Source organism: Sporosarcina sp. CAU 1771, assembly GCF_054482775.1.
On sequence record NZ_JBTLRN010000001.1, the window covers coordinates 323360 to 348594 of the forward strand.

Annotated in this window: 27 protein-coding genes; 21 read left to right on the plus strand and 6 right to left on the minus strand. The window is 38.6% G+C overall.

Going from position 1 to position 25235, the window contains the following annotated elements; all coding sequences use genetic code 11:
- The first annotated feature begins 152 nt into the window (after positions 1–152).
- Positions 153–1076 (plus strand): cytochrome c oxidase assembly factor CtaG, encoded by a 924-nt coding sequence (gene ctaG / locus ACXYMX_RS01620; RefSeq protein WP_459042466.1) that lies wholly within the window; start codon positions 153–155, stop codon positions 1074–1076.
- A gap of 42 nt (positions 1077–1118) precedes the next feature.
- The gene (locus ACXYMX_RS01625) at positions 1119–1580 is read left to right on the plus strand and encodes a DUF420 domain-containing protein (RefSeq protein ID WP_459042467.1); all 462 of its coding nucleotides are present in this window, start codon (positions 1119–1121) and stop codon (positions 1578–1580) included.
- Positions 1581–1635: 55 nt separating this feature from the next.
- Here the strand turns inward: ACXYMX_RS01625 and ytvI are convergent, their stop codons facing one another.
- Both ytvI and ACXYMX_RS01635 read right to left on the minus strand, forming a co-directional pair.
- Positions 1636–2694, minus strand: a complete 1059-nt coding sequence (gene ytvI / locus ACXYMX_RS01630; protein ID WP_459042468.1) for a sporulation integral membrane protein YtvI — start codon at positions 2692–2694, stop codon at positions 1636–1638.
- A gap of 93 nt (positions 2695–2787) precedes the next feature.
- The gene (locus ACXYMX_RS01635) at positions 2788–3153 is read right to left on the minus strand and encodes a YugN family protein (RefSeq protein ID WP_459042469.1); all 366 of its coding nucleotides are present in this window, start codon (positions 3151–3153) and stop codon (positions 2788–2790) included.
- A 207-nt stretch (positions 3154–3360) separates the two neighbouring features.
- Between ACXYMX_RS01635 and ACXYMX_RS01640 the strand changes: the two genes are divergently transcribed.
- Positions 3361–4434 (plus strand): CAP domain-containing protein, encoded by a 1074-nt coding sequence (locus ACXYMX_RS01640; protein ID WP_459042470.1) that lies wholly within the window; start codon positions 3361–3363, stop codon positions 4432–4434.
- Between the two features lie 8 nt (positions 4435–4442).
- On the opposite strand, the gene ACXYMX_RS01645 is transcribed toward ACXYMX_RS01640, so the two are convergent.
- On the minus strand, positions 4443–5174 hold the full coding sequence (locus ACXYMX_RS01645; RefSeq protein ID WP_459042471.1) for an amino acid kinase family protein: 732 nt from the start codon (positions 5172–5174) through the stop codon (positions 4443–4445).
- Between the two features lie 107 nt (positions 5175–5281).
- Between ACXYMX_RS01645 and ACXYMX_RS01650 the strand changes: the two genes are divergently transcribed.
- The gene (locus tag ACXYMX_RS01650) at positions 5282–6712 is read left to right on the plus strand and encodes a UDP-N-acetylmuramoyl-L-alanyl-D-glutamate--2,6-diaminopimelate ligase (protein ID WP_459042472.1); all 1431 of its coding nucleotides are present in this window, start codon (positions 5282–5284) and stop codon (positions 6710–6712) included.
- 63 nt (positions 6713–6775) lie between these two features.
- Positions 6776–7219, plus strand: coding sequence for a YlbF family regulator (locus ACXYMX_RS01655; protein WP_459042473.1), 444 nt, complete (start codon positions 6776–6778; stop codon positions 7217–7219).
- Between the two features lie 509 nt (positions 7220–7728).
- On the opposite strand, the gene ACXYMX_RS01660 is transcribed toward ACXYMX_RS01655, so the two are convergent.
- Complete coding sequence (locus ACXYMX_RS01660; RefSeq protein ID WP_459042474.1) at positions 7729–8640, minus strand: glycerophosphodiester phosphodiesterase family protein; 912 nt, start codon at positions 8638–8640, stop codon at positions 7729–7731.
- A 130-nt stretch (positions 8641–8770) separates the two neighbouring features.
- On the opposite strand from ACXYMX_RS01660, the gene ACXYMX_RS01665 reads away from it, so the two are divergent.
- Genes ACXYMX_RS01665 through coaD form a run of 4 tightly spaced genes read left to right on the plus strand, consistent with a single transcriptional unit; the run spans position 8771 to position 11567 of the window.
- Positions 8771–9043, plus strand: a complete 273-nt coding sequence (locus tag ACXYMX_RS01665) for a YlbG family protein (protein ID WP_459042475.1) — start codon at positions 8771–8773, stop codon at positions 9041–9043.
- 45 nt (positions 9044–9088) lie between these two features.
- Positions 9089–10510 (plus strand): hypothetical protein, encoded by a 1422-nt coding sequence (locus ACXYMX_RS01670; protein WP_459042476.1) that lies wholly within the window; start codon positions 9089–9091, stop codon positions 10508–10510.
- A gap of 16 nt (positions 10511–10526) precedes the next feature.
- Complete coding sequence (rsmD, locus tag ACXYMX_RS01675) at positions 10527–11075, plus strand: 16S rRNA (guanine(966)-N(2))-methyltransferase RsmD (RefSeq protein ID WP_459042477.1); 549 nt, start codon at positions 10527–10529, stop codon at positions 11073–11075.
- Positions 11076–11084: 9 nt separating this feature from the next.
- Positions 11085–11567, plus strand: coding sequence for a pantetheine-phosphate adenylyltransferase (gene coaD / locus ACXYMX_RS01680; RefSeq protein ID WP_459042478.1), 483 nt, complete (start codon positions 11085–11087; stop codon positions 11565–11567).
- Here the strand turns inward: coaD and ACXYMX_RS01685 are convergent.
- Positions 11564–12451 carry a hypothetical protein gene (locus ACXYMX_RS01685; protein ID WP_459042479.1) on the minus strand — a complete coding sequence of 296 codons (888 nt, stop codon included), beginning with the start codon at positions 12449–12451 and terminating at the stop codon, positions 11564–11566. The two genes, coaD and ACXYMX_RS01685, sit on opposite strands and share 4 nt — an antisense overlap.
- A 153-nt stretch (positions 12452–12604) precedes the next feature.
- Between ACXYMX_RS01685 and ACXYMX_RS01690 the strand changes: the two genes are divergently transcribed.
- The gene (locus ACXYMX_RS01690; protein WP_459042480.1) at positions 12605–13663 is read left to right on the plus strand and encodes a SepM family pheromone-processing serine protease; all 1059 of its coding nucleotides are present in this window, start codon (positions 12605–12607) and stop codon (positions 13661–13663) included.
- Between the two features lie 59 nt (positions 13664–13722).
- Here ACXYMX_RS01690 and ACXYMX_RS01695 read toward each other — a convergent pair whose 3' ends face one another.
- A complete protein-coding gene (locus ACXYMX_RS01695) occupies positions 13723–14955 on the minus strand; it encodes a nucleotidyltransferase (protein ID WP_459042670.1) in 1233 nt (410 codons plus the stop codon).
- A 116-nt stretch (positions 14956–15071) separates the two neighbouring features.
- Between ACXYMX_RS01695 and ACXYMX_RS01700 the strand changes: the two genes are divergently transcribed.
- The 11 genes from ACXYMX_RS01700 to ACXYMX_RS01750 all read left to right on the plus strand — a co-directional run bounded on the left by ACXYMX_RS01700 (position 15072) and on the right by ACXYMX_RS01750 (position 25190).
- Positions 15072–15605 carry a YceD family protein gene (locus ACXYMX_RS01700; RefSeq protein ID WP_459042481.1) on the plus strand — a complete coding sequence of 178 codons (534 nt, stop codon included), beginning with the start codon at positions 15072–15074 and terminating at the stop codon, positions 15603–15605.
- A gap of 24 nt (positions 15606–15629) precedes the next feature.
- Positions 15630–15803 (plus strand): 50S ribosomal protein L32, encoded by a 174-nt coding sequence (gene rpmF / locus ACXYMX_RS01705; protein ID WP_459042482.1) that lies wholly within the window; start codon positions 15630–15632, stop codon positions 15801–15803.
- A 170-nt stretch (positions 15804–15973) separates the two neighbouring features.
- Positions 15974–16732 (plus strand): enoyl-CoA hydratase/isomerase family protein, encoded by a 759-nt coding sequence (locus tag ACXYMX_RS01710; protein WP_459042483.1) that lies wholly within the window; start codon positions 15974–15976, stop codon positions 16730–16732.
- Positions 16733–16954: 222 nt separating this feature from the next.
- Positions 16955–17170: an acyl-CoA carboxylase biotin carboxyl carrier protein subunit gene (locus tag ACXYMX_RS01715; protein WP_459042484.1), complete on the plus strand. Its 216-nt coding sequence runs from the start codon at positions 16955–16957 to the stop codon at positions 17168–17170.
- Between the two features lie 19 nt (positions 17171–17189).
- Complete coding sequence (locus ACXYMX_RS01720; protein ID WP_459042485.1) at positions 17190–18731, plus strand: acyl-CoA carboxylase subunit beta; 1542 nt, start codon at positions 17190–17192, stop codon at positions 18729–18731.
- A gap of 131 nt (positions 18732–18862) precedes the next feature.
- The gene (locus tag ACXYMX_RS01725) at positions 18863–19252 is read left to right on the plus strand and encodes a DUF3397 domain-containing protein (protein WP_459042486.1); all 390 of its coding nucleotides are present in this window, start codon (positions 18863–18865) and stop codon (positions 19250–19252) included.
- Between the two features lie 91 nt (positions 19253–19343).
- Positions 19344–20960 (plus strand): bacillithiol biosynthesis cysteine-adding enzyme BshC, encoded by a 1617-nt coding sequence (gene bshC, locus ACXYMX_RS01730; RefSeq protein WP_459042487.1) that lies wholly within the window; start codon positions 19344–19346, stop codon positions 20958–20960.
- 241 nt (positions 20961–21201) lie between these two features.
- Entirely contained in the window at positions 21202–21633 is a 432-nt protein-coding gene (mraZ, locus tag ACXYMX_RS01735) for a division/cell wall cluster transcriptional repressor MraZ (protein ID WP_459042488.1), read from the plus strand.
- Positions 21634–21680: 47 nt separating this feature from the next.
- Positions 21681–22613 (plus strand): 16S rRNA (cytosine(1402)-N(4))-methyltransferase RsmH, encoded by a 933-nt coding sequence (rsmH, locus tag ACXYMX_RS01740; protein ID WP_459042489.1) that lies wholly within the window; start codon positions 21681–21683, stop codon positions 22611–22613.
- 16 nt (positions 22614–22629) lie between these two features.
- A complete protein-coding gene (ftsL, locus tag ACXYMX_RS01745) occupies positions 22630–23001 on the plus strand; it encodes a cell division protein FtsL (protein WP_459042490.1) in 372 nt (123 codons plus the stop codon).
- Between the two features lie 38 nt (positions 23002–23039).
- Entirely contained in the window at positions 23040–25190 is a 2151-nt protein-coding gene (locus ACXYMX_RS01750; protein ID WP_459042491.1) for a penicillin-binding transpeptidase domain-containing protein, read from the plus strand.
- Positions 25191–25235: the final 45 nt, after the last annotated feature.

Consider the following 25235-nt stretch of genomic DNA (forward strand, 5'->3'; position numbering starts at 1 on the left):
TGGGCCCACAGGAAGTGGGTCATGCAGTCGTAACGACAGGATGTCGTGCACTTAGACTGCGTTCTTCAAATTTGTCATACTTCGTACATTGAGTTACGGCGTATAAAGATTTATAATGGTAAGTAGACGTAAATAGAGGAGTGATGGCTTTGATGCCTATAAGCATATTTGGATTTCGCGCTTTATGGAGCCCGTGGTTTTTATTAACGCTTCTTGGCCTTGTCCTATTGTATTTTCTTATCACAGTTACTTGGCGGGATCGATTTAAAGGTTCTGAACCGGTTACAAGGAAGCAGATTACTTATTTTTTAATGGGAATGATACTTCTTTATGTTGTAAAAGGATCGCCCGTTGATTTATTAGGTCATATTTTATTTTCAGTCCACATGGCACAAATGGCATTGTTATTGTTAATGGTTGCACCATTCCTGATTATAGGAATACCAAATTGGATGTGGAAAAAAGTATTTGATATTACGATTCTAAATAAAGTAATTACCTTATTTACAAAGCCGCTAATTAGTTTAGTTGTTTTTAGTATTATGTTTTCTCTTTATCACTACCCAATTATTTTAGATACTGTAAAATTGAGCTTTGTGCTTCATTCTGTATTTACAGTTACATTATTCTTTGCAGCTTTATGTTTATGGTGGCCACTTCTAAACACTCTAGAGGGACAACCTAAATTACATGGCCTGAAAAAAATAGGTTATGTTATATTGAGTGCAATTCTTATCACTCCAGCATGTACATTGATCATCTTTGCTGATGTACCTGTATATGAGACATATTATAGTGGTGAGGCATGGTTGAAGGCTATGGCGCTTTGTGTGCCTGCTAGCATGCTCTCTGGATTTTCTGGACTCGGTATTTCAGGACCGGAGTTATTTACGAATATGCCTACGGTTTACGATCAACAACTTGGTGGTATTTTGATGAAAATAATACAGGAAATCATTTATGTTGCTGTTATTGGTAAAATATTTATTACTTGGTATCGTGATGAGCAAGAAAATGCTGATGAAATAACGGAAAGAGAACTATTAAATCGAAAAAATCTAACGATGCATGGATAATCAATTGAAGTATGTAACGTGTATCATAGGGGGATCTATGAGATGAGTATTCCATTATTACCTACAATTTGTACGATACTAATAATCCTCTCTGCAGTATTAGTTGCGATTGGATGGAATTTAATAGTAAAGAAAAAGATTGAAGCTCATAAAAAGACGATGCTTGCAGCAGGTGTAGCAGCCTTACTCTTTTTGATTATTTATATTTCGCGTACGATCCTAGTGGGCAACACGGCATTTGGCGGGCCTGACCATTTGAAAATATATTATGTTGTATTTCTAATTTTTCACATTGTGTTAGCAACTTCCGGAGCGATATTTGGGGTTGTTGCAATTCGTTCAGGCTTGAAAAATAATCTCAAGCGCCATCGAAAAATTGGACCTATAACAAGTGTTATATGGTTTTTTGCTGCAATTACAGGTGTCGCAGTCTATTTCCTTCTATATGTTTTTTACCCAGGTGGAGAAACAACATCCATGTTAAGAGCAATCCTAGGATACTAGGTCAAGCTGAAAATAAGAAAAAAAGGTTTCGCATCGAATTTGATGCGAAACCTTTTTATATTTTAAAGTCTATTTTAATTATTTCGGCTTCACGTGCTGTAGAAAATAGTATGACGACCAATGGACCAATGAAAAACCCTAAAAAACCGATTAACTTGAGTCCAATAAACATAGCAATTAGCGTTGGTAAAGGAGACAAGCCGATTTGATTGCCCATTACTTTTGGTTCAATAACTCTTCTTATTACGAGTAGAACAATTGCAAGGAAAGTCAACTGGCTACCCATTGCTACATCACCGCTAATGAAGTGATAGAGCGCCCAAGGAGCAAGGATAATGATAGACCCGAGTATGGGTACTATGTCAATAACCCAAATTATGAGAGACATAACTAAAGCATATTTCGGTGCAATCAGCATGAGTCCAATAAATGCAACTGCTACGATTATCAGACTAACAAGAAATTGGGCTTTTACAAAACCAATCACTACATCATTCAGCCTAGTAACCATTATCTTTACTTTTTTTGCAGTTGAATCTGTAAACCTTTTGAAAATCATCTTTTTTAGATTTGGCAATTCAAGCATGAAGAGGAAAAGTGCTATCATATAAACTATTAAGCTTACAAGTAAGTTTGGAATATCTGTTACTATGGATAGAAGTCGATCATAACTAAGTAAATGTAACAAAGACGTGCGCATCGAATCGAAAACAACCTTTGATTCGGTTTGGATAGCGTAAACGACTTCTAATGGTAAACCAGATGTATATTGAAATAATTTAGCTTGCATATCAATCCAAATACCTGAAAGTGTGTTGAAATAATCAGGAGCAGCGATTGTAAAATCGATAATTTTTCCAATTAATCGGGTTACTGTATAATAAATAAGAGAGGAAATAAGTACTAAAACAAAAATAAAGATAGAAATTACTGCAAGTTTTCGTTTCCACTTTAATTTAGCTTCCACAAGTCGTATGAGGGGTTCAATTAAAAGTGCTGTTACTAATGCTACTATTATTGGGATTGAAACAGGAACGATGTAGATAAAAACTAAAATTATGAATACAGTACTAAGTGCTAGTAGAAAGTTACGTTTTGTCAGCCATTTAGACACCAATTACTCCCCCAAACTTATCTTATTTTAATTATACCCAATTTGAGGTAAAAAAAACGGAGAACATAGAGTTCCCCGGTCAGGATACCATTTTTATTTTTTTAGGTTATATGGTAGTAAAGCAGTATGAACAGCTTTAAGTGTTGCTTCACAGTCTTTTACAAGACTTTTAGGGAAGTGTTCGCCCTCACCATATTCAACGCCGTGTGGATAATAATGTTTGCCCACTACAGGTTTTTTAAGTATCATAATTGCATCACGCGTATCGACATCACCGTCTGTTGTGTAGCCAAAAACACGTAAATAGAAAGTGCCTTCATTGTTAACATATTTCTTATCATAAGTGACTCTCTCGTAGTCCCATTGTCCAGCGCGAATAAGATCGTGATCAAGCATAATGTCATCTAGAACTGATAAGTCAGCAACAATATTTTCGATGCCTGTATTTTCAATATACATAGTACGAATCCTCCTTCAATATATCAATCAGCTGTTTCCCTATACCTATCTATAATAGAGCAATTTGATAATAGTTGCAATGACAAGATTGTGTCATTCGAAGTGGTTTGTGAAATAATTACAAAGAGGGAAGCTTATCCTGTAATTGGATATAGTAAAGTTGGAGAATACGGTAAATGAAATTTATTTGAAAGCAGGGAATAAATCATGAAAGTCATATTTAGAATCATTGCTCTACTTATTGTAGTGCTACTGGTTTTTTACTATACAGACAATCGAATAAAAGAAAATGAGGTATTAGAATCTCCGGTTCGGCATGGAGATGCGCTCCCCATTCCAAATAAGGGTGTTGGGGCTCCGATACCGGAAACAGAGCGTCCTGAAAAAGGACTTTCTACTCTTGTAGGAGGACAGGTTGATGAACTGCTTAAAAGTTATGGAGAACCTGAACGAGTCGAACCTTCAGCATATGGGTATGATTGGTGGATTTATCTAGGTGAAATAAACATAATGGCGGGTGTAACCGAAGACAATTTGGTCAATCAAATTTATTCATCCGATTTTGAATCAGATTTATTTCCGTATACTATTGGTCAAAGTTTAAGTGAAATTTACCGTTTCACCATTGTAAATAACGAAATTGATGTTGAGATTGATGAAAATCTATTTACATTTACATTAAATGGTGAAGATGTACAAAATCGACTCTTAATTACAAATCATAATTTATATACACAACTATACATTGATAAAGTAACAGGTGAACTTCATGCTGTACGATTTATTGATCCTGTAACGCTTGTTCTTCATCAGCCCTACGACATGACTTACACGGGGGAAATGTTAGTCAAGTCCATCCCTTCATCCTCTATGCAGTTGAAAGTGGATCGAGCGGCAGAACATCAAATTTATGACTTAACGAATAGTTATCGTAAGAAAAATGGGATGTTTGAACTGACAAGGGATTATCGATTGTCTGAAATTGCTCGAGAACATAGTAAAGAGGGTTTGATAGAAAGTTATTCTTCAATGCAAGGTGAGGAGTCGAGTAATTTATCGGACAGGTTAAAAGACGCGCTGATTGATCAGCAAAGAGCAGGAGAAAATATTGCTTTAAACTATGTTGATCCGATTGAAGCTGTAAATGGTTGGATTAACTCACCTGCCCACAGAAATGTGTTACTTAATAAACATTTCACCCATATAGGTGTCGGAGTTTATGGTAAATATTACACACAAAATCTTGTGCAATTAAATTATAAAGAACGAAATCAACAGTAATTAATAGTTCAAGGAACGACCCAAGTTCCTTCTTCAGTGCCGGTGGTACCTCGTATATAAAGAGGTATCGCCTTTTTTTGTGCTAATAATGCTGCCCGCATTTGAATTATAGGGCGGTCGCAGTTTAGCAGGAGTAAAAAGTCATCAAAACTAAGGGTGTCGTATTTTTTACAATTGGAATTATTTCTAGGGTCTCCAGTCATAACTCCCGGCACGTCTTTATAAAATTCAGTGTGTGATGCATATAATGCTGCAGCTAATGAAATAGCTGTTAAATCACTGCCTCCTCGACCTAAAGTCATTACATTTCCATTTGAATCCATTCCTTGAAAACCGGGAATGATAATACAATTTGTTTGGTTAAAACTGTTTTCTATATTTGTTGTGTCAATGTTGATAATAACAGCATCTCCAAACTCACCTGAAGTTTTAATGCCTGTTTGCATACCATGAAGTATTCTATTTGGAATTCCGGCTTTCTTTAACTCTGCCGATAGTACAGATGCCGCAATAAGCTCGCCACAAGACGCAACTAGATCGCTGGAGGCCTTATCGGAGGTGAACGCATCGGTAAGTCTTAAGAGGCTGTCTGTAGCGTATGGATCTCCAATTCGCCCCATTGCGGAGACAACAACTACTACTTTTCCATGATTCTCAATTCCAGTTTCTATATGTTCTATACATTTCAGTCGCATAAGCTCGGTTTTCATCGCCGTTCCACCAAATTTTTGAATTATCATTTGAACCCCCAACTTTCTTCGTGACATTCATTCGTTTTAATACATAAGATAAAGTAGATTCGCTCTCAATATATTCGTCTTTAACTAAAATGTTCGGGAAGGGGAGAGTGGTACTGCTATTATCAGAACTCCTGAAAGATTGGTCAGGTACGTATAGAGCTGAGGAAATAAAGGTTGAAGTAAAAGGGATTACTGAATGTTCTCTAAATGTAAAAGATGGTTTTTTATTTGTTGCGAGACTTGGAAAGAATGATGATGGGATGTCTTATATCTCTGAAGCTATCGAAGGAGGTGCGATAGCAATTGTTATAGACAGGGCACTACCAAAAGATTTGGTACTGCAAGTCCCATTAATTACAGTTACGGATTGTAGTCTGTTTTTATCATATGCATGTGCTTTACTTGCAGGAAATCCTTCTGAGAGATTGAAGGTCATTGCTGTTACGGGAACCAATGGTAAAACGACTGTCACGCACTTTATCGACCAATTATTAAGGAAGTTCGGAGAAAAAACTGCGGTGATAGGTACAACGGGTGTATTTATTGATGGAAACAAGTTTGAATACGATGCCCCTGATATGACGACTTTACCTGCTGAATACCTACATCCTTTATTAAAAAAATGTGAAGATCTAGGGGTTGATAATATCCTGCTTGAAGCATCATCGCTAGGTTTATCAGCGGGCAGATTAGCTGATTGTGAAATTGATATCGGAATTGTTTTGAATATAGGTCTAGACCATCATGATGAGCATGGCGGAAAACAAAATTATATTGATGCTAAGAAAATTCTAATAAAAAAGTCGAAACAAGTTATCGTGAATAGAGATGATGCACAGTGTGTAAGTATGTCAGATGTATCAACTTCACCATGTGTTTATTTCGGAATGTATCATTCATTAGATTATTTCATTCCAGAAAAATTAGGACTATCTGTACCAGGTAAATTCAATCGTATGAATGTAATTGCAGCAGTTAGTGCGCTTCTCTTATTAGGTTATCAGTTTGAAGAGATTCTAAGTTTAGTACCAGAGCTTAAATTGCCAAAAGGAAGATTGCAACGATTGGAAAAGGATGGCGTAGTTGTTTATATCGACTTTGCACATACGCCAGATGCGTTAGATTCTGTTCTTGAAGCACTGTCTCTGATCTGCGAAGGTAGGCTAATTACGGTTTTTGGATGCGGTGGCAATCGAGATAAAGGAAAAAGGTCAGAGATGGGAGAACTCGCGGTTTTCTATTCTTCTTCTGTAATTGTCACATCTGATAATCCGAGAAAGGAAGATCCGCTTGCGATTATCAAGGATATTTTAGAAGGATTTGGTGAGGATTGCCAGGCGATTGAAGTAGAACCAGATCGGAAAAAGGCAATCCAAAAGGCGATCTCATTAGCGGTAGAGGGCGATATTGTCCTCATCGCCGGAAAAGGGCATGAAGAAATTCAACATACAGCAGAAGGAGTTTTTCCGTTTTCAGATTGGGAAGAAGCTAGAAGTGCTTTGTTGGCAAATCAAGTAAGTGCTAAGCAAAATAAGTAAGCAATTCATTCACTGGCGCATCAAAATCTGTTATGATGAAACGTGAATGGAGGAGATGCGTCTATGTTGATGACAGAAGAATGGCTAACCATCATCGACAATTCGGAAGAACTTGCTGAGGTTATGCTCTCTTCAGAGATAGTGGTTGCTTATCGGGAAGCATACAATGAGGTTTATTCTGACACCGAACTGGTAAAGGAAATCCAGTCGTTTACAGATATGAAGGAACGATATGAGGAAGTACAACGTTTCGGAAGATATCATCCGGATTATAATATAGTAATGAAAAGCATTCGAGTTCAAAAAAGAGAACTAGATATGAATGAGCAAGTTGCTGCACTTCGGATAGCTGAAAATGATGTTCAGCAACTGTTTGATGATGTAAGCTCAATCATTGCGAAGTCTGTCTCTGATGCGGTTAAAGTTCCATTAGGAAATGCGTTTTTCACTAGCTCTTCATGTAGTGGCGGATGCGGTTCAGGTGGAAGTTGTTCGTGTTCAGCATAAGTAAAAAACAATCCACTCTTCGGTTATAAACCGAAGAGTGGATTTTATATATATATATATATAGCTCTGTTAAACAATAAAGTTGATAATGCTTATTACAAAATAGTGCTCGAGTGAGTGTATCTAACACGTTGATTTCCGTTTCAGACGGACGCGTTCCGGAGGGCAGGCGGTGGACCAACCCGTTCGCTTCGCTCCCGTTGGTTGTTTCACCTGACCCGCTGTCCTCCCGGAGTCGCCGTCTTCCACTTCAATCAACTAGAAGTGTACAAAATCTCTTGTCCCACTACCCCGACGCCTCTAACTTTGAATCTAAACAGTCCAGCGCAGAAGCGACAAGTGTGAGCCGAAGTAGTAAGACCGACAGTGAACTTTCTGACGGGCTTACTACGGAAGGCCATCACCAAGCGACGCAGCGATATTTTCAGACCTTCCACTCCACAAAGAGTCTACTAATTCTTTACCTACTATCAACAGAGTTATTTAACGTTTCCTTATATTTAAGTATCTTATTCGGCTATATGATTTTGTACAATGTCCATGGTGAAAGAAGGTTGGTCCGTTATGAATCCCGCAGCACCGGCATTTATCAGTTGGATCATCGTTTCACTGTTCGTGATATTTTCATAATAAACAGGAACATTAAGTTGAGTTAAAAATTTAATGAAGCCTTCCGTACCTAATGGGAAAATACCCAATTTTTCTGGGATGCGGAAAAAATCTGCCTTTGGATTGTACAAGTGTCCAAATTGACTAGTGAATGCTGCATAGGCTTTTTTCACTTCATCCTCACCTGCACCAATTGCAACACGATTTTGCGCATACAAGTTAAAACGATCAATTTGTTCGTCGTATATACTTGTTATAGCTACACGGTCTTCTGCGCCTACATCTTCAATAAGCCGCCAAAGTTTTGAAGGGATTAAACTACCTTCATACGTTTCGGGTGAATCCTTCAGGTTGATGTTTATGAACAAATGGGGATACTTTTCGAGTAGTTCGTGTAAAGAAAGAAGTTGTTCACCTATGTCACGATACGGATAGTCTCCATTTTCATCTTGGAATCGATATCCCGCGTCGGCTTTCTTTAACTCATCTAGCGTAAAATCGGAAATTTTTCCAGCGAAATCAGTCGTTCGATCTGCATATTCATCGTGAAATATTAAAATTTCCTCATCTTTTGTGAGGCGTACATCTACGGCGAAACCATGTACACCTAGAGATGCGGATCTAGAAAAAGCGGAATTTGTATTTTCAGGTGCATCTAGTAGGCCACCACGATGTGCAAGTATAATTGTTTTATCAAATTCTAGTGCTTTTTTTCCTTCTCGGGGCATTGGTTTAGCAACGGCTTTAGATGCTGCCCATGCTGCAATACCAGCTGCGCCTACAGTGAGGGCAAGTTTAGTTTTTTTCCCCATTAATAAAACCTCCTTTTTATTACCTGTGCTAACCTCATTATAGGGTAAAGTCGCACGTGTGTCAGCTATGGATTGTTGCAGCTCTTTTCAGACTTATGGTATTGTATGTGGTAGGAAAAGAGGGATTACAATGGTCGATCGACAAGGTGTAATTATTTATCTTCATCATCTACGACAGGCAAAGTCTTTACGTAAGTATGGCCATGTTCATTATATATCAAGAAAAATGAAGTATGTAGTTCTTTATTGTGATACTGCGGATGTGGACACTGTTATTGGAAAAGTAGAACGTCTACCTTCAGTAAAGAAAGTGGTGCCTTCATACAGACCATTTGTTAAAACGGTCTATGAAAATGCAAAACCGGATAAGGCGAAGGAATATGACTATAAAACGGGCCTCTAAAAACATTCAGATAAATCAGTTGTTGTTTGTAAAGGGGTGTCATACTTGAAGTTTATTTCAAGAACGTTCGGTCTTTTATTACTCATCAATGGATTGCTTCTTTATATGCATTATAGTGAATCAGGAAGTGCTGCTCCCAATAGTGGGATTCCACTCACTTATTCGCAGGAAATAGAAGTGATGAATCGACAGGATGGCCTGTATATCCGTCATCATTTTACAGGGCTATCTAATGGGCGATATGAACTTATTTGGCCAGAATCTAGTGTAGACAAAGCATGCTATGAACTGGATTCAGAAGCATGTTCGAGAATAGATGACCAGTTAAGAGCATTTATGGATAGCGATACAACTCGACAAACTATAACATATCGAATACCAAAAGAAGCTCCTTTGGATGAAGCAACGTTATTCAAGAATATATTTACAGAACTTCATGGGGCTAATGTTAAGTCTACGATTTTTCATATTACAGATGAAACAGGTGCTGGCGGCATGTGGGTAAATGGCATGAAAAACGTTGGCCATAAAAAATTAGACTTGATAGAATACTTTTTATTTACTGGAACAGGGAAAGTAACAGATCTATATTGGCAAAAAGAAGTACATCAGCTCACATTCAAAGGCAACCGACTATCACTATTTGGAGGAGCTTTTGAAAAAAATGAATTGGAAAAAATAGATGAATTGCTAAAAGTAAATGAAGTGAGTCATTCAACATTAGTTATTGGAAATGCCAATTCACCTGTCGGGTCGGATCGATTTATCGTTGCAGAAACTACGGAATTAGAGAGAATGACGGATACGTTTTTAATCAATAGCATGTATTCCCGATTTGAACTATCTAAAGAGCAACCAATTGTCGCGGAGATAATTGCTTCGATACTAAGTGGGAAAGGAACAGGGTCAGATAAATCGCGTAGTATGTATGAAGAATTATCAACTTCCTTATCTACAGAAAAAGTTTCAACTTTCGCTAAAGAGTTGAGAGAAATGAATGGAAAAGTATTAAATGCTACTATTCTTGATGAATTAATTGAACAGATAACAGGATATGGAAGTTCTTACTTTACAAGAAATGGGCAAGATACACTAGGCAATTATCCATTTATGTTAGAAGATACACGAAAAGTGTTGGTAAAAGGGATTGAAAAACCGAATATTCGGGTTATTATTAAAGATGGAAGAATGTTGTATCCAGCGAAAGAAGTTTTAAGTAGCTCGGGATATGAAATGAACTCAAATGAACAATCACTTTATATTGGTAATGTAGATAGAGTGTTTCGTTTTCCTCTAAAAGAGTTATTTTATGTATTCAATGAACGTAAATTTTCGGTTGTAGTACCTCCATTTGAAATCATAGAAAATGAATATTATTTCGAAGAAAGTTGGCTAGCTAGGTTGTTCCTTTTTGACGTTGTTAAAAAAGAAGATACGATTGATTTAGTTTCAAAAGAGGTGAACTAAAGAGGAGGGTGAGCAAATGAGGATTGTGGCGGGATCCAAAAGAGGAATTCCTCTAAAATCATTGCCAGGTAGCGAAACGCGGCCAACTTCTGATAAAGTGAAAGAGTCATTATTTAACAGGATTGGTCCTTATTTTAACGGTGGTATAATCGCTGATCTTTTTGGAGGAAGTGGTTCCCTTTCGCTTGAAGCATTATCTAGGGGCGCAGATGAAGCAATTATATTCGAGAAAAACCCGAAAGCTTGCGCAATTATCCGTGCGAATGCAGAAAAAAGTCAGCTGATTGATCAAATTCATATTGAGCGCACTGATGCCAAAAATGCAGTGGATGTATTAAAAAAAATAGGCAAACAGATAGATCTATTGTTTGTAGATCCACCTTATGCGGAAACGAAATATTATGAACTAGTACAAAAAATTTGCGAGGCTGGTATTTTGTCAGATAATGCGCTGATTGTGTGTGAGCATGACAAAAAACTGCACTTACCAGATACATATGATACCTTTACTAAAACGAAATATTCAGAGTACGGAAGCATAGCCATATCTATTTATGAGAAATGAGGGTTTAATATGTCAAAGATTGCAATTGTACCTGGAAGTTTCGATCCGCTAACGAATGGGCATCTTGATGTTATTAAGAGAGCGGCAAGAGTTTTTGATGTTGTCAATGTAGCAATTATGAATAATTCTGCAAAAAACTCACTGTTTACAGTTGAAGAGCGTATGGAACTTATTGAAGAAGTAACAGCATCTATTCCAAATGTGAAGGTAGATACTTCTTCAGGTTTGATGATTGATTATGCTGTAAGTGTTGGAGCAACGGCTGTTGTACGAGGATTGCGTGCAGTATCGGATTTTGAGTATGAGATGCAAATCACTTCGATGAACCGTTTTTTGAATGAAGAAATTGAAACGTTTTTTATTATGACAAATAATCAGTACTCATTCCTTAGCTCAAGTATCGTTAAAGAAGTGGCTAAATATGGGGGGAGCATTTCTGGTTTGGTCCCGAAACCTGTTGAGATTGCGCTAAAAAAGAAATACAGTATTTAATAAATAATGTAAAAGATAATTGGAACGACGATAACGCTCCAAATCCTCGCAATTGCGTAAGGTCTCATTGAAATATTTGCAGACTTTGCAATAACTGCAACTTGCATATGGATGCTAAAACCGTTAAACGCAATTATGGCGGCTATAATAAAGGGTAGTAAAGAAGAACTACTAAGATGAATCGTTGCAGATTGTGCACCTGTTGTCATTTCAAATAATGAAAGAACAATCGTTTGAGTAATGCCTGTATCTATTGCGAAGGTTGAAGCAATAACATTGGATAAAACAGTACCGAGTGCAGAAAAAAATATGACAGTTGTTGCAATAAGTATAATGATTGTCGAGCTGTCTTTTATTGCCTCTAAGAGTGGAATCCCCTTTGCCTCTTTTTTTAAAGGGAGAGGAATTCCATTCTTTTTAATTTCATTTGTACCTGTTAAATTTGAGAGGGTAAAAAATAAAATGTTTGCAATATGGATAGCGATGAGTAACTTCCAACCAGCCGTAGTGTCACCGAGTAGCTCTCCTCCGACGAATCCAATAACGAACATGGGCCCAGGAGCATGGCATGCAGCTAGAAGTAACTTGCTCTGTCTAGGGGTAAGTTCATCGTTTTTGGTCATTTCGGTAACAGTTACGGCGCCGACTGGAAAACCGCCAAACGATCCAAGGATGAACGTTTTTAAGGTACGTCTCCAAACGGGACTTTTTCCCGAGTTTGAAGGCATCTTCAATAACCATTGTGTCAGAATAATATAAGGGAGTAGGTAAGGAAGTAGTGCATGGACGAAAAGTTGTGCGCCTGCCTCTGCTCCATCGTGGGCAAATTCGGGTTGGAAGATAAAAAGAAGAATGAGTCCCCATATTATTGCGATGTTTATCATATGTTACAGTTGTGCCTGCATGTAAATGCCGATTTGATCATGCATTCCGCTCCTCTCGTCTAGGTTATAAAAATGAAGTATCGCATCTTTATTGCTCCCACTTTAATATATATGTGAAGAACGTACAGGCTATTAATGGAGGTGAATTTCAACATGAGAAATGGTAAGTTGGGAATATTTGCGTTGGTGTCTCTTTTGATTGCCGCATTGTTAGTTTTTCCATTAGATTTGTATGTTTCAAAACCAGGAGGCGCATATGACCTTGCACCACTCGTTGAAGTGGAAGACGGAGACAAGGGTGACATAGGTTCATTTAGTTTGATGACAATATCACTTGCAAAAGCAACGCTTTTTTCTTACGTCTATTCAAAGTTCTCGGACGAACGAAAAATACTTCCTGCTTCGAATGTCCGAAGGTCTGGAGAAACAGACAAAGAGTATAATGTTCGTCAAAAAAAAATGATGTCGGATTCACAGTTCAACGCCGTTACAGTTGCTTATGAAAAGGCTGGATACTCAGTTGAAGTTTATTTTGATGGCGTGTTTGTAATGGGAATTAAAGAGGGAAGTGCTTCGGATGGCATTTTAAAGGCTGGAGATAAAATATATATGGCTGATGGGATGAAGTTAGAACAGTCCGGGCAGTTCTACGAGTTGATTGCTAGTAAAGAACTTGGAGATGCTGTGGATTTATCCCTTGAAAGGGATGAGAAGATGATGGACGTCTCCATCACATTACAAGAAATACCAGGAGAAAGTGGGCGTGCCGGACTCGGTGTTGAATTCCAAGAGGATAGAACGTTAACAACAAAGCCAGAAGTCGAGTTCAATACATCGAACATTGGTGGACCTTCGGCGGGCTTACTTTTCACTTTGGAAATCATGAACCAGTTAATAGATAGTGATATTTCAAAAGGGTATAAGGTTGCAGGGACAGGTGAAATGTTAGAAGGAGGAACTGTTGGTAGAATTGGTGGTGCGGACTTCAAAGTCATTGCTGCCACACGACAGGGAATTGAAATCTTTTTTGTGCCCGACGATGATTTACCTAAAGAAGTGCTAGATCGCAATCCCGGACTTAAAACGAACTATGAGGAAGCTGTAGAAACTGCAGAGAAAATTGGTTCGAAAATGAAGGTGGTACCTGTAAAAACAATAGACGATGCTCTTGAATACTTGGATGAATTGGAAATGAAAGTCCCTTCGAGCTAATTGAATATAAATGAGAAAAAGCTTGAAGACGAATCCTAAAGGGAAAGGTCTTCAAGCTTTTACTGTTGAATGTAGATTGGGTGAGTCGAGTAATCAGAACGGATTCTAGAGTGCTCAGAACCACCTCCAATGGCCAATGCATACATAGTAGATGCTTTGATGTCCATTGACAGTGAAGGGTCTGAAAAAGCCGCGGCTTTGCTTACTAGAGGTAGTTTAAATTGTTTTTTATTTTCATTTAAATAAATACGACCTTTATTTGTCATGCCTAATAACCGTAAATACGAGGGTGCTTCGATTTTACTGCGCATTTCGTATGTATAACCAGTGAAAATATGGGTTAGCATACGCTGAATACGAGTCCATGTGTATCTTTTGGATTTCACTTCATTCATGAATCCTTTAAAAGTGGAATTGTTGGCAGCAGCACGGTACATCAGATTTTCAATGCCTTCTGTGATATCGGCAATGCACGCAATTCGAACCGGACCTTCCCGAAGTAGTGTAAATCGAAGCAATGGGTAGAACAATTCCCAACTTCCAAATGAACAATTCATTTTTTGCCACTGTTGTAATTCATGATGTGTAGCATCGGGGTAAAATGAATCGATGGCTTCAAGCTCATCGGTCTCGAAAAATGTTTTACGGATACCTGTAGCACTTGCTATGGAATTTCCCTTAATACTATCATCGTGATAACCAGCGACGATTCTTGGTATAGTTATGGCTTCCATTTGAGAACCAAGTTCTTGAACAGCTTGCATATAGTGAAATCCTAAAATGTTATTCGGTTTTGTTAAGTCAGCGACAACTAAGTCTTTTTTCGATTCGTGCACAGCCTTTAAGTAAGCTTCGTTAAGCGCCTTAGGATAACTTAGACCTCGGGAAACAGCATCTTTCACAGTGTGTTCATATTCATTTTTAGATTGTTGAATAAGTGCAAGGCTTTGTTCGAACGGCTGTATAGTGCCATCTTCACTCCCGAAACAAAAAGCGTCGCAATGGGCGGCGTCTAATAGTTGAATAGCTCCTTTTGCAAAGGAAGGTGCATGGGCTGTTGCAAAAGCGTATGGAAGCTCGAAGACAATATCTACGCCACTAAGTAGTGCCATCTTAGCGCGGGCCCATTTATCGACAAAAGCTGGTTCTCCTCTTTGGAGAAAGTTCCCACTCATAACGGCAATGATTACATCAGCTTGTGAGGAATGGCGCGCCTTAGTTGCGTGATATTTATGTCCATTATGATAAGGATTGTATTCAACAATAATTCCTGTTGCTTTCAAAGGCGTCACTCCTTTGCTATAATATATAGTATTATACATATGTGGTGGATGAAGTGACAAGAAATTATCTTGACATCCCTTTTCGCCCATTATATAATCAAGAATGTTGTCTTGAGGTGATCGTAATGAAATGGTCCATCAATCAATTGCAAAAATATCGACAAGAGGGTATGCCGCTTGACGAAGTGGTGAACCTCGATTCCGTTAAAATACGGAACCCGGAAATCCGGGTCATCGAGCCGATCCATGTTACCGGAAGTTGTACAATCGGCCCAAGAGATATCATGTGTCGATTCCGACTTGAAGGTACAATGACTTTGCCTTGTTCCCGGACGTGGGAAGATGTCAAATACCCGTTTGTAATCGAAGCCGAAGAACATTTTGGCTGGGATGAAGCGGAGTTATTGGAAAACGATGAAATGACGCCTGTTGAAGGTGAAGTCATCGACCTAATCCCTGTCTTCGAGGATCTCGTCCTCCTTGAAGTGCCGCTCCAAATTTACGGTGAAAGTGCCGCAGATATGAAAGTGGCTGAAGGAAAAGGCTGGTCATTTGCGACCAACGAGGAATACAACGCTCGGCTCCAGGCAGAAAAAGAAACAAAAGTGGATCCGAGATTTGCAGGATTGGCAAAGTTATTCGATGAGAAAGACGAATAGGTAATCGATAAGGAGGTGCCCTAAATGGCTGTACCAAAAAGAAGAACATCAACTACAGTAACAAAAAAACGTCGTACGCACGTTAAATTAGACCTTCCTGGTATGACTACTTGTGATAACTGTGGGGAAACAAAGTTAGCTCACCGCATTTGTAAATCATGTGGACATTACAAAGGAAAAGAAATCGTAAGCGAATAATTACGACTTTCTATAAAGACTCCAAAAGAGACCATGGCTCTTTTGGGGTCTTTTTTTTACGGGAAGAAATTGAATAATCGAATATTTAAAAGGATTGATTGGACAATCTTCTTGTTTCATAAGACAATAAGAAAAAGTGTTTTATCAACATAATTATTGGAGGGGTTATCTTGTCTTATGAAATTACTCATGAAAACGGTATAGCTACATTTATGATTAATCGTCAAGAAAAACGAAATGCTATTAATGCTGAGGTTATGGGTGGTTTTGAAAAGTTTTTTACTGAAGTTAAAATGAATGAAGAAATATCTTTTGTGGTTATCACTGGTGTGGGAGAGGACGCCTTTTGTTCAGGAGGAGATTTATCTGAATTTCATGTGTTGAAGACCGCAGAGGAAACATTTCCAATGTTGAGTAGAATGACAAATATTCTTTATGAAATTGCAACTCTTCCAGTTCCTGTTATCGCTCTTGTTAATGGGATTGCGGTAGGTGGTGGGTGTGAGATTGCAATGGCTTGTGATTATCGTGTCGTTTCATCAAAAGCCAGAGCTGGGTTTATCCAGGGTACCCTTGCAATAACAACCGGATGGGGCGGAGCCACGCTTTTGTTTGAAAAGGATGGAAAACATGACAGGGTGTTTCGTTTATTATCCGAAGCTGGAGTACATAATGCAGAAGCTTTACTAGAGATTGGGTGGGCTACTGAAGTTTACGAAGGGTCTGCTGAAGATGGACTGTCTTCGTTTCTATCGAAGATGTTGAAAATTCATCCTTCAGTGCATAAAGCATATAAATCAATTGCGATTCGGAAATGGACTGCGGATTTTATTCGAGATAGGATGCTCGAAGAGGCACGCCAATGCTCCATTCTATGGGCAAGTGAAGCGCATCATGCCGCAGTAGATCGTTTTTTAGCTGGGAAATAACAAGGACTAAACGTGTCAACTGAGAGGTTGGATACATCTGTTTTTATTTATATAAAAACAAGGGTTGTAAACGGTTTCATATATCGTATAAACTATAAAGTGAGTAAGTTGTACTTTCAAAATAGGTTGGGGGACCATTTGAGGAAAATGCAACTAGTGAAATGAGTAAGCGCTCAGTCAAACTAAGGCAGTGGGATGAAAAACAAAAGGAGGATTAATCGAATGACTCAATTAAAATCAACAATGGCAGGAACAGTGTTTTTAATGAATGTAACAGAAGGTCAAGAAGTAACAGCGGGGCAAGTTGTTGTCGTATTAGAATCAATGAAAATGGAAATTCCAATAGAAGCCGAAGCGACTGGAAAAGTGACCGACATATTGGTACAAGTCGGCGATTTTGTTAATGAAGGCGATGTGCTTATCAAGATCGGTGAGTAATTATGGGGGGGAATAGGGAATGACAAACAACAAGGGGTATAATATATTGCTTCAAACAAAGTTGGATGAAATATTTACTGGGGGCCATCCAAAGTATCATGAGCGATTAAAGGAACAAAACAAACTTTTTGTTAGGGACCGTCTAGAGTTATTGTTTGACGAGGGCGAGTATACGGAAGATGGAAGGTTTGCAAATTGCGAAGCGGGGGATTTGCCTGCGGATGGCGTTATCACGGCTATGGGGAAAGTGAATGGCCAAACTGTTTGTGTTATGGCAAACGACTCGACAGTAAAAGCGGGGTCTTGGGGATCTCGTACTGTTGAAAAGATTATCCGCATTCAAGAAATAGCAGAAAAAAATCGTGTGCCAATGTTGTATCTTGTGGATTCAGCGGGGGCAAGAATCACAGATCAGCTAGACATGTTTCCAAATCGTCGTGGCGCTGGAAAGATATTCCACAATCAGGTGCGATTATCGGGATTTATTCCACAGATATGTATTTTATTTGGACCTTCAGCAGCAGGTGGGGCTTACATTCCAGCATTTTGCGATGTAGTAATTATGGTTGATGGCAATGCATCCATGTATTTGGGGTCACCAAGAATGGCGGAAAAGGTGATTGGTGAAAAAGTGACGCTTGAGCAAATGGGTGGCGCTCGAATGCATTGTTCTGTGAGCGGATGCGGTGATGTGCTTGCTGCAAATGAGCAAGAAGCAATATCTGAAGCCAAAAGATACCTATCCTTTTTCCCGGCAAACTACTCTGAAATGCCTGAAATAAAAGAGGCGATTGCAGCAAAAGTCGGCCGATCGTTAGAGGAGATTATTCCAGAAAATCAAAATGCGCCATTTGATATGTATGAAGCGATTGAAGCATTGATAGACGAAGGAAGTTTCTTCGATATTAAAAAACTGTTTGCACAGGAACTGATAACAGGGCTTGCCCGAATTGATGGTCAACCGGTTGGGATTATTGCCAATCAGCCAAAAGTAAAAGGTGGCGTTTTGTTCGTCGATTCGGCAGATAAGGCAACGAAGTTCATTAATCTTTGTGATGCATTTTCGATACCACTGCTTTTTCTTGCAGATGTGCCAGGCTTCATGATTGGAACAAGTGTGGAACGTGCGGGAATCATTCGTCACGGTGCAAAACTAATTATGGCAATGAGTTCTGCGACCGTACCTAAAATATCGGTCATTGTACGTAAGGCATATGGTGCGGGTCTTTATGCAATGGCGGGACCTGCGTTTGAACCTGATGTGTGTATCGCGCTTCCGACCGCACAAATAGCCGTTATGGGTCCTGAAGCCGCTGTCAATGCTGTCTATTCAAATAAAATAGAAGCAATTGAAAATCCAAAAGAACGTCTAGCATTCGTCCAACAGAAACATAGGGAATATACTGAGGAAATTGATATATACAAAATGGCATCAGAATTAATTATCGATGAAATTGTTGCACCATCAGATTTAAGAGCAGTCCTATCAACTCGATTCAGTTTGTATCGTACGAAAGACGTTGCACAACCTCCTCGTAAGCATCCGGTATATCCTGTATAGTAGTTTTATTAGAAAGAACTCTAAGGTCCGTCTATCAAAAGGCGGACCTTTTATAGTAGCTAAAATAATAGAGTTTTATTTTTAAAAATGAAAGCTGTTGTCAATAGCGGAGATGGGGAAGAGGTGAAGGTATGGGTGGTTTAATTTCCGTGTTTCTTGGAGTGTTAATAATTTTTCCGTTTCTGGTGACATTACTTGTCCTCATGTATTTACGTAAAAAAGGGAAGGCGCCTTCAAAGTCGATTGGTTTTGCAGCGGATGTCACAACTCCTTTTTTATTTATCGCTGTCTACGTTTGTTCACGAGTAATATTCGAAATAGGCACTGTTTTTTATATCGCTGTAATTTCGGTTATTATCCCAATTATCTTTGCAGTTATTGAAAGATTTAAAGGAAAGGATTTTCGGATCGGCTTAATACTACGAAGAAGTTGGAGATTATATTTTATTATCCTTTCATTTGCTTATATACTGCTTCTCGTGGCTGGTATCGTATTAAAGATAGTCGAATATGCTTTTTGAGAGTCTAATTAACACTAGGCATTTTTTTTCAAACCGTCTTATTGGAATGCTATACTCATTTTATTGCGATTGACGTAAAGGGGTTTGAAGGATGAGATTAGAAAAACTGACATTACCTGAGCAAAACAAAGTTATGCAGTCATATACTGACAATAAAGAGTTTGTACATACGTATTTCGATTATAAAAATGAGCAAGATTCATTTTCAGCAAGGTTAGACGAACTTTCACAGCGTTCTTTCAAGCGACACGAGTTGTCAGAAGTGATTCGTTCATTCATGCAGCCATTTGGTATATCAGAGATTGCTGAAAAACACATTAATGAACTTGCAAGTGGTGGAGTTACCATTGTGGGCGGACAACAAGCAGGTATTTTGACGGGACCAATGTATTCGATTCATAAAGCAATCTCGGTGCTGCTTCTTGCGAAAAAGCAACGCGAGAAATTGGGTGTCCCTGTCGTACCGATATTTTGGATAGCGGGAGAAGACCATGATTTGAATGAAATCAATCATGTTCATACCGTGAAAGATAACAAAGTATCCAAAAGTCAATATCGTGAAAAATATGTATTGAAATTAATGGCCTCGGACGCTAATTATCTACAAGAAGAGATGGCTGTTTTTATTAAAGAAATTTTTAATACATTTGGTGAAACTGCTTATACAAAAGATCTGTTGAACGATGTACTAGATATCGTCAAGAAGGAAAATACATTTACTGGTTTTTTTGTACGGCTGATGAATGGGCTTTTCCAAGAAGAAGGCTTACTGTTCCTTGATTCCGCCTATAAACCTTTACGTGAACTTGAAAGTGATTATTTTGTTCGAATGATTAACGGTTCGGATCAAATTGCTGAATCTGTATTGCATACAGAAGCTCAGTTCACGGAAGAGGGATACGGACAACCTGTAGGTGTACAAGCAGATGGTGCACATTTGTTTTATATACATGAGACAGGACGCGTCTTACTAACAAAAGACGCTGGTGATTTTATCAATAAAAGTGTTGGGCTACGATTTACATTGGAAGAGTTGCTTCTAATCGCACAAAAAGAACCGTGGTTACTAAGTAATAACGTTGTATCACGACCAATCATGCAAGATTTTGTACTTCCCGTGCTTGCATTTGTCGGAGGGCCTGGGGAGATTTCTTATTGGGCATTGTTAAAAAATGCGTTCCATCATTTAGACATTCGGATGCCAATAATTGTACCGAGAATGTCAATGACCCTTGTTACGGCTAAAACAAAACGAGCACTAGAATCAGAGTCACTTACAGTAGAAGAGGTTATGGCTGGTAAAGTTGTTGCTATTAAAAATCAGTTAATTGAAGACCTTCGGGATGATCAAATAAATAACGCTATAAATAATACGGAGAACCTGTTAAAAGCTCAGTATGAGGAAATCGTGGCGATTGCAGGTGAACAGGATTTGAAGATTCAAGAGCTTCTTGAAAAGAACCTAGCATTTCATACGGCCCAATTTAGCTATTTAAAAAACAAAGTAGAAGATTCCTTTTTAATCAAACATGATGTAGTTCTTCGGAAGTTTGGTGAAATGGAATCGGAATTGATTCCAGAGGGTTCATTGCAAGAAAGGATTTACTCTCCATATCCATTTTTGAATCAATACGGTCCGTCCTTAATTAAAGACCTTCTAAACTTACCTTATGAAATGGATGGATCACACAACGTTATCTACCTTTAAGATATCACTCTTGCCTGCACATTTGTGTGGGCAGGAGTTTTTTATTTTTGTAAAGTCGACCTAGTAGTTCGGGAAACAAACGTAGCCTATTTGTAACCCAACGAGCAATTAGTCTTATAAATATCTCAATATATCAAGTACTATAGACGGATTTTAAAAGAATAATAAAAGAAAGTTTGAAAACGGGTGGAGGAAAGTGGGGGGATGTGGTACATTTATTTCATATAGTGGGGTGAAGAGTATGTTCATGGGTGAATATCAACATACCGTAGATGCAAAAGGTCGACTAATTGTTCCCTCTAAATTCAGAGAACATTTAGGCGCTGGATTTGTATTGACTCGTGGACTGGATAACTGTCTCTTCGGTTACCCTATTGATGAATGGAAGTTGCTTGAGGAAAAATTGAGGGCGCTTCCAGTAACAAAAAAAGATGCACGTGCCTTCACGCGGTTCTTTTTTTCGGGAGCAACCGAGGTTGATATCGATAAACAAGGCCGCATCAATATTCCTTCATCCTTATTAACGTACGCTAAAGTTGAAAAAGATTGTGTCGTTATCGGTGTTTCGGGACGGATTGAAATATGGTCCAAGCCTCTATGGGAAAGCTATTATGATGAATCTGAACAATCATTTAATGACATTGCAGAAAATATTATTGATTTTGATTTTTAACTTGAATATTCATTATCTAATTAGATTAAGAAAGTAGGCGGATTCAAATGTTCAATCATACCACAGTTCTACTCGATGAAGCCGTCGAAGGCTTAAATATAAAAAAAGACGGAATTTATGTAGACTGTACTCTTGGCGGGGCAGGCCATAGTAAAGAAATTGTTCAAAAGTTATCGCCTGAAGGACGCCTTATTTGCTTCGATCAAGACACGACAGCGATTGAAGTAGCAAAAGAACGATTAAAAGATCATCTACACCAAGTCACATTTGTACATGCCAATTTTAGGTACTTGAAAGACGAACTCGAAAAAATTGGAATTACAAGTGTCGATGGAATTCTTTATGATCTGGGCGTATCTTCGCCACAATTGGATACTCCAGAACGTGGATTTAGTTATAATCACGATGCACCACTTGATATGCGAATGAATACGGAAGCAGTATTGACAGCTTACGATGTTGTCAATGAATGGCCTTATGAAGATCTCGTTCGCATCTTTTTTAGATATGGCGAAGAAAAATTTTCTAAAGGAATTGCTCGGAAAATTGAAGAGGCACGAAAACAAGCCCCGATTAATTCAACAGCGGAACTTGCAGAATTAATTAAAACAGGTATTCCAGCAGCTAAAAGAAGAACAGGTGGCCATCCGGCAAAGCGTGTTTTTCAGGCGATCCGAATAGCAGTGAACGATGAACTTGGAGCAGCAGAAGATTCTTTAACAGATGCAATAACACTTTTAAATCCAGGTGGACGTTTAAGTGTAATTACATTCCATTCACTTGAGGATCGAATATGTAAAACAATCTTTAAAGAAGCCTCGTCCCTACCTGAATTGCCGCCAAATTTACCGATTATTCCTGAGGGAATGGAAACAATATTAAAACTGATTACAAGAAAACCGATTCTTCCAAGTAAAGAAGAGATCGAAGTAAATAAAAGAGCAAGATCCGCTAAACTAAGAATCGCAGAAAAAAAGTAGAGGGGGAAATTGACAAATGGCATTAGAACAGAGAAAGTTTAGTTCTGCTTACATAAGAGAACATGAAATTCCTGAAGTACCAGAGAAACTACCGCAAATAAAACCTTCCCGAAAAAAAGTTTCAAAGGGAGAAAAATTTCTATTCGTGCTATTTTCAACGATCCTAGTTCTTTTTACAACTATGATTTTACATACGGATGCACAAATTAACGAAGTAAATCGAGAAGTCCAAGTGTTAGGTAAGGATATTGAAGGGATAATGAAGGAAAATAAAGAATTATCCATCGAAATCAAAGAGAAATCAACATACGATAAAGTCTGGAAGAAAGCGAAGGAACTTGGATTAGATATGAATGAAAACAATGTGAAGGTCGTGCCTGGCCGATGAAGAAGAAAAAATTTCGATTCCAATGGGGAGCCTTTCTGATGTTTATTATTTATGGAGGGCTCTTTTTCCTTTTGTTTGGAAGAATACTCTTTATTCAGGCAACTGGAGAAGCGGAAGGTAGGGTAATGGCAACTCTTGCGGAAGCAAAATATGCAAGAGAATCCTTACTCCAATCCGACAGGGGATCTATTGTTGACAGGAACGGCGAACTTATTGCTGCAGATACACTTAGCTATCGCATGGTAGCGGTGTTGGACGAAACACTTACTAAAGGAGCGAAAACGCCAAGGCATGTTGTAAATCCAGAAAAAACAGCAACTTTCCTAGCAGATTATATTCCCCTTAGTAAAGAAGAACTTATGGATCGATTGTCACAAGACAAGAAACAAGTTGAATTTGGAAGTGCGGGTCGTGATATTAGTCATGAAACCTATCTTGCAATAAAAAAAGAAGAGCTTCCTGGAATTCTTTTCGTTGAAGATAAAAAACGATTTTATCCGAATGGAAGCTTCGCATCTTATTTGATTGGATTTGCAGTCAAAGAAGAAGATGAGGAAGGAAATGTTCAGACTATAGGAAAAATGGGTCTTGAATCTACGTACAATAAAGAACTGACAGGAACAGATGGTAAAGTGCAATTTGAATCGGATCGATGGGGATTTATCCTTCCTAAGTCAGAAAAAGCAATTCAACCTGCGCAAGATGGGTATGAAATTCAGTTGACAATCGATAAAACAATTGAAAATTTCGTTGAAGATGCGCTAAATCGGGTGGAGGAGGAATACTCACCGGATAAAATGCTTGCTGTAGTAATGAATCCAAAAACCGGAGAAATACTTGCTATGAGTCAACGCCCGACATTTGACCCCGCGACGCGCGAGGGACTCACGGGTAACTGGCTCAATGAAGCTGTCGAAAATACAATTGAACCGGGATCTACGATGAAAATGTTTACGTTAGCAGCAGCAATTGAAGAGAATAAATGGGATCCCAATGCATTCTTTAAATCAGGACAATATACAGTATTCGATAAAACAATTCGGGATCATAACAGGACGGGTTGGGGAATGATCAGTTTCCTTGAAGGATTTCAGCGTTCGTCTAACGTCTCTATGGCTTATTTATTAGAGAGGATGGGTGATAACACATTCCTCGAATATATACAGAATTTTGGATTTGGAGAAAAGACAGGTCTAAACTTACCAAACGAAACACCTGGGATTATATTAAGTAAAAACCCGAGTGAGCGTTTAACAACAACGTATGGTCAAGGTTCAACGGTAACACCGATACAGATGTTACAAGCTGCAACAGCCATTGCAAATGATGGTGTGATGATGCAACCGTACGTAATCGATGCGATTATAAATCCGAACACAAATGAAGTTGTAAAAGATAATGAGCCGGTAGAAAAAAGCAAACCGATTTCTGCTGAAACAGCAAAACAAGTAAAAGAAATCTTGGCTTCAACTGTCACGTCAGATGTTGGGAGTGGCAGAGGTTTTGCATTGAATGGTTATACAATGGGCGGGAAAACGGGTACAGCTGAACTTCCAAGTCCACGCGGAGGTTATTTAGCAGGAGGCTCTAATTATCTCTATTCGTTTTTAGGAATGGCTCCCGCTGAAGATCCTCAATTAATAACGTATGTAACGGTTCAACACCCAAAACTGAAAGCTGGGGATATAGGTCATGATCCAGTTTCAAAATTATTCACATCAATTATGGAAAATAGCCTCAAGTATCTGAATATCGTACCCGAAGGCGAAGATCCTAACGAAGCAATTGAACTAGCCGATTATACAAATAAAGATGCTTTGGAATCTATCGAACAATTAAAAGTTGAGGGGTTTAAACCTGTGTTAATAGGCGAAGGTGGACCAATCCTTGGACAATACCCGGTTCAAGGGGTGAAACTTGCACAAGATACGGTCGTCATATTAAAATCGGAAGGGCAAATTACTTTGCCGGATTTCACTGGATGGTCGAAAAAAATGGTTCTATCCTATAAGATGTTATCAGGACTTGATATTCGCATTAATGGTGACGGATACGTAACGAGTCAAGGACAATCTGCGGGCATCATTGCAGAAATAAAAGAACCTATCGTAATTAATTTCCAGGAGCCATTCGAAATATATAAAGAAGTTAATGAAGAAGAGGCGGAAGAAACTATTGCCGGTGGTTGACGAATAGCGGTCGAGGCTACATCATACGTTTAAAGAAAAACGTGA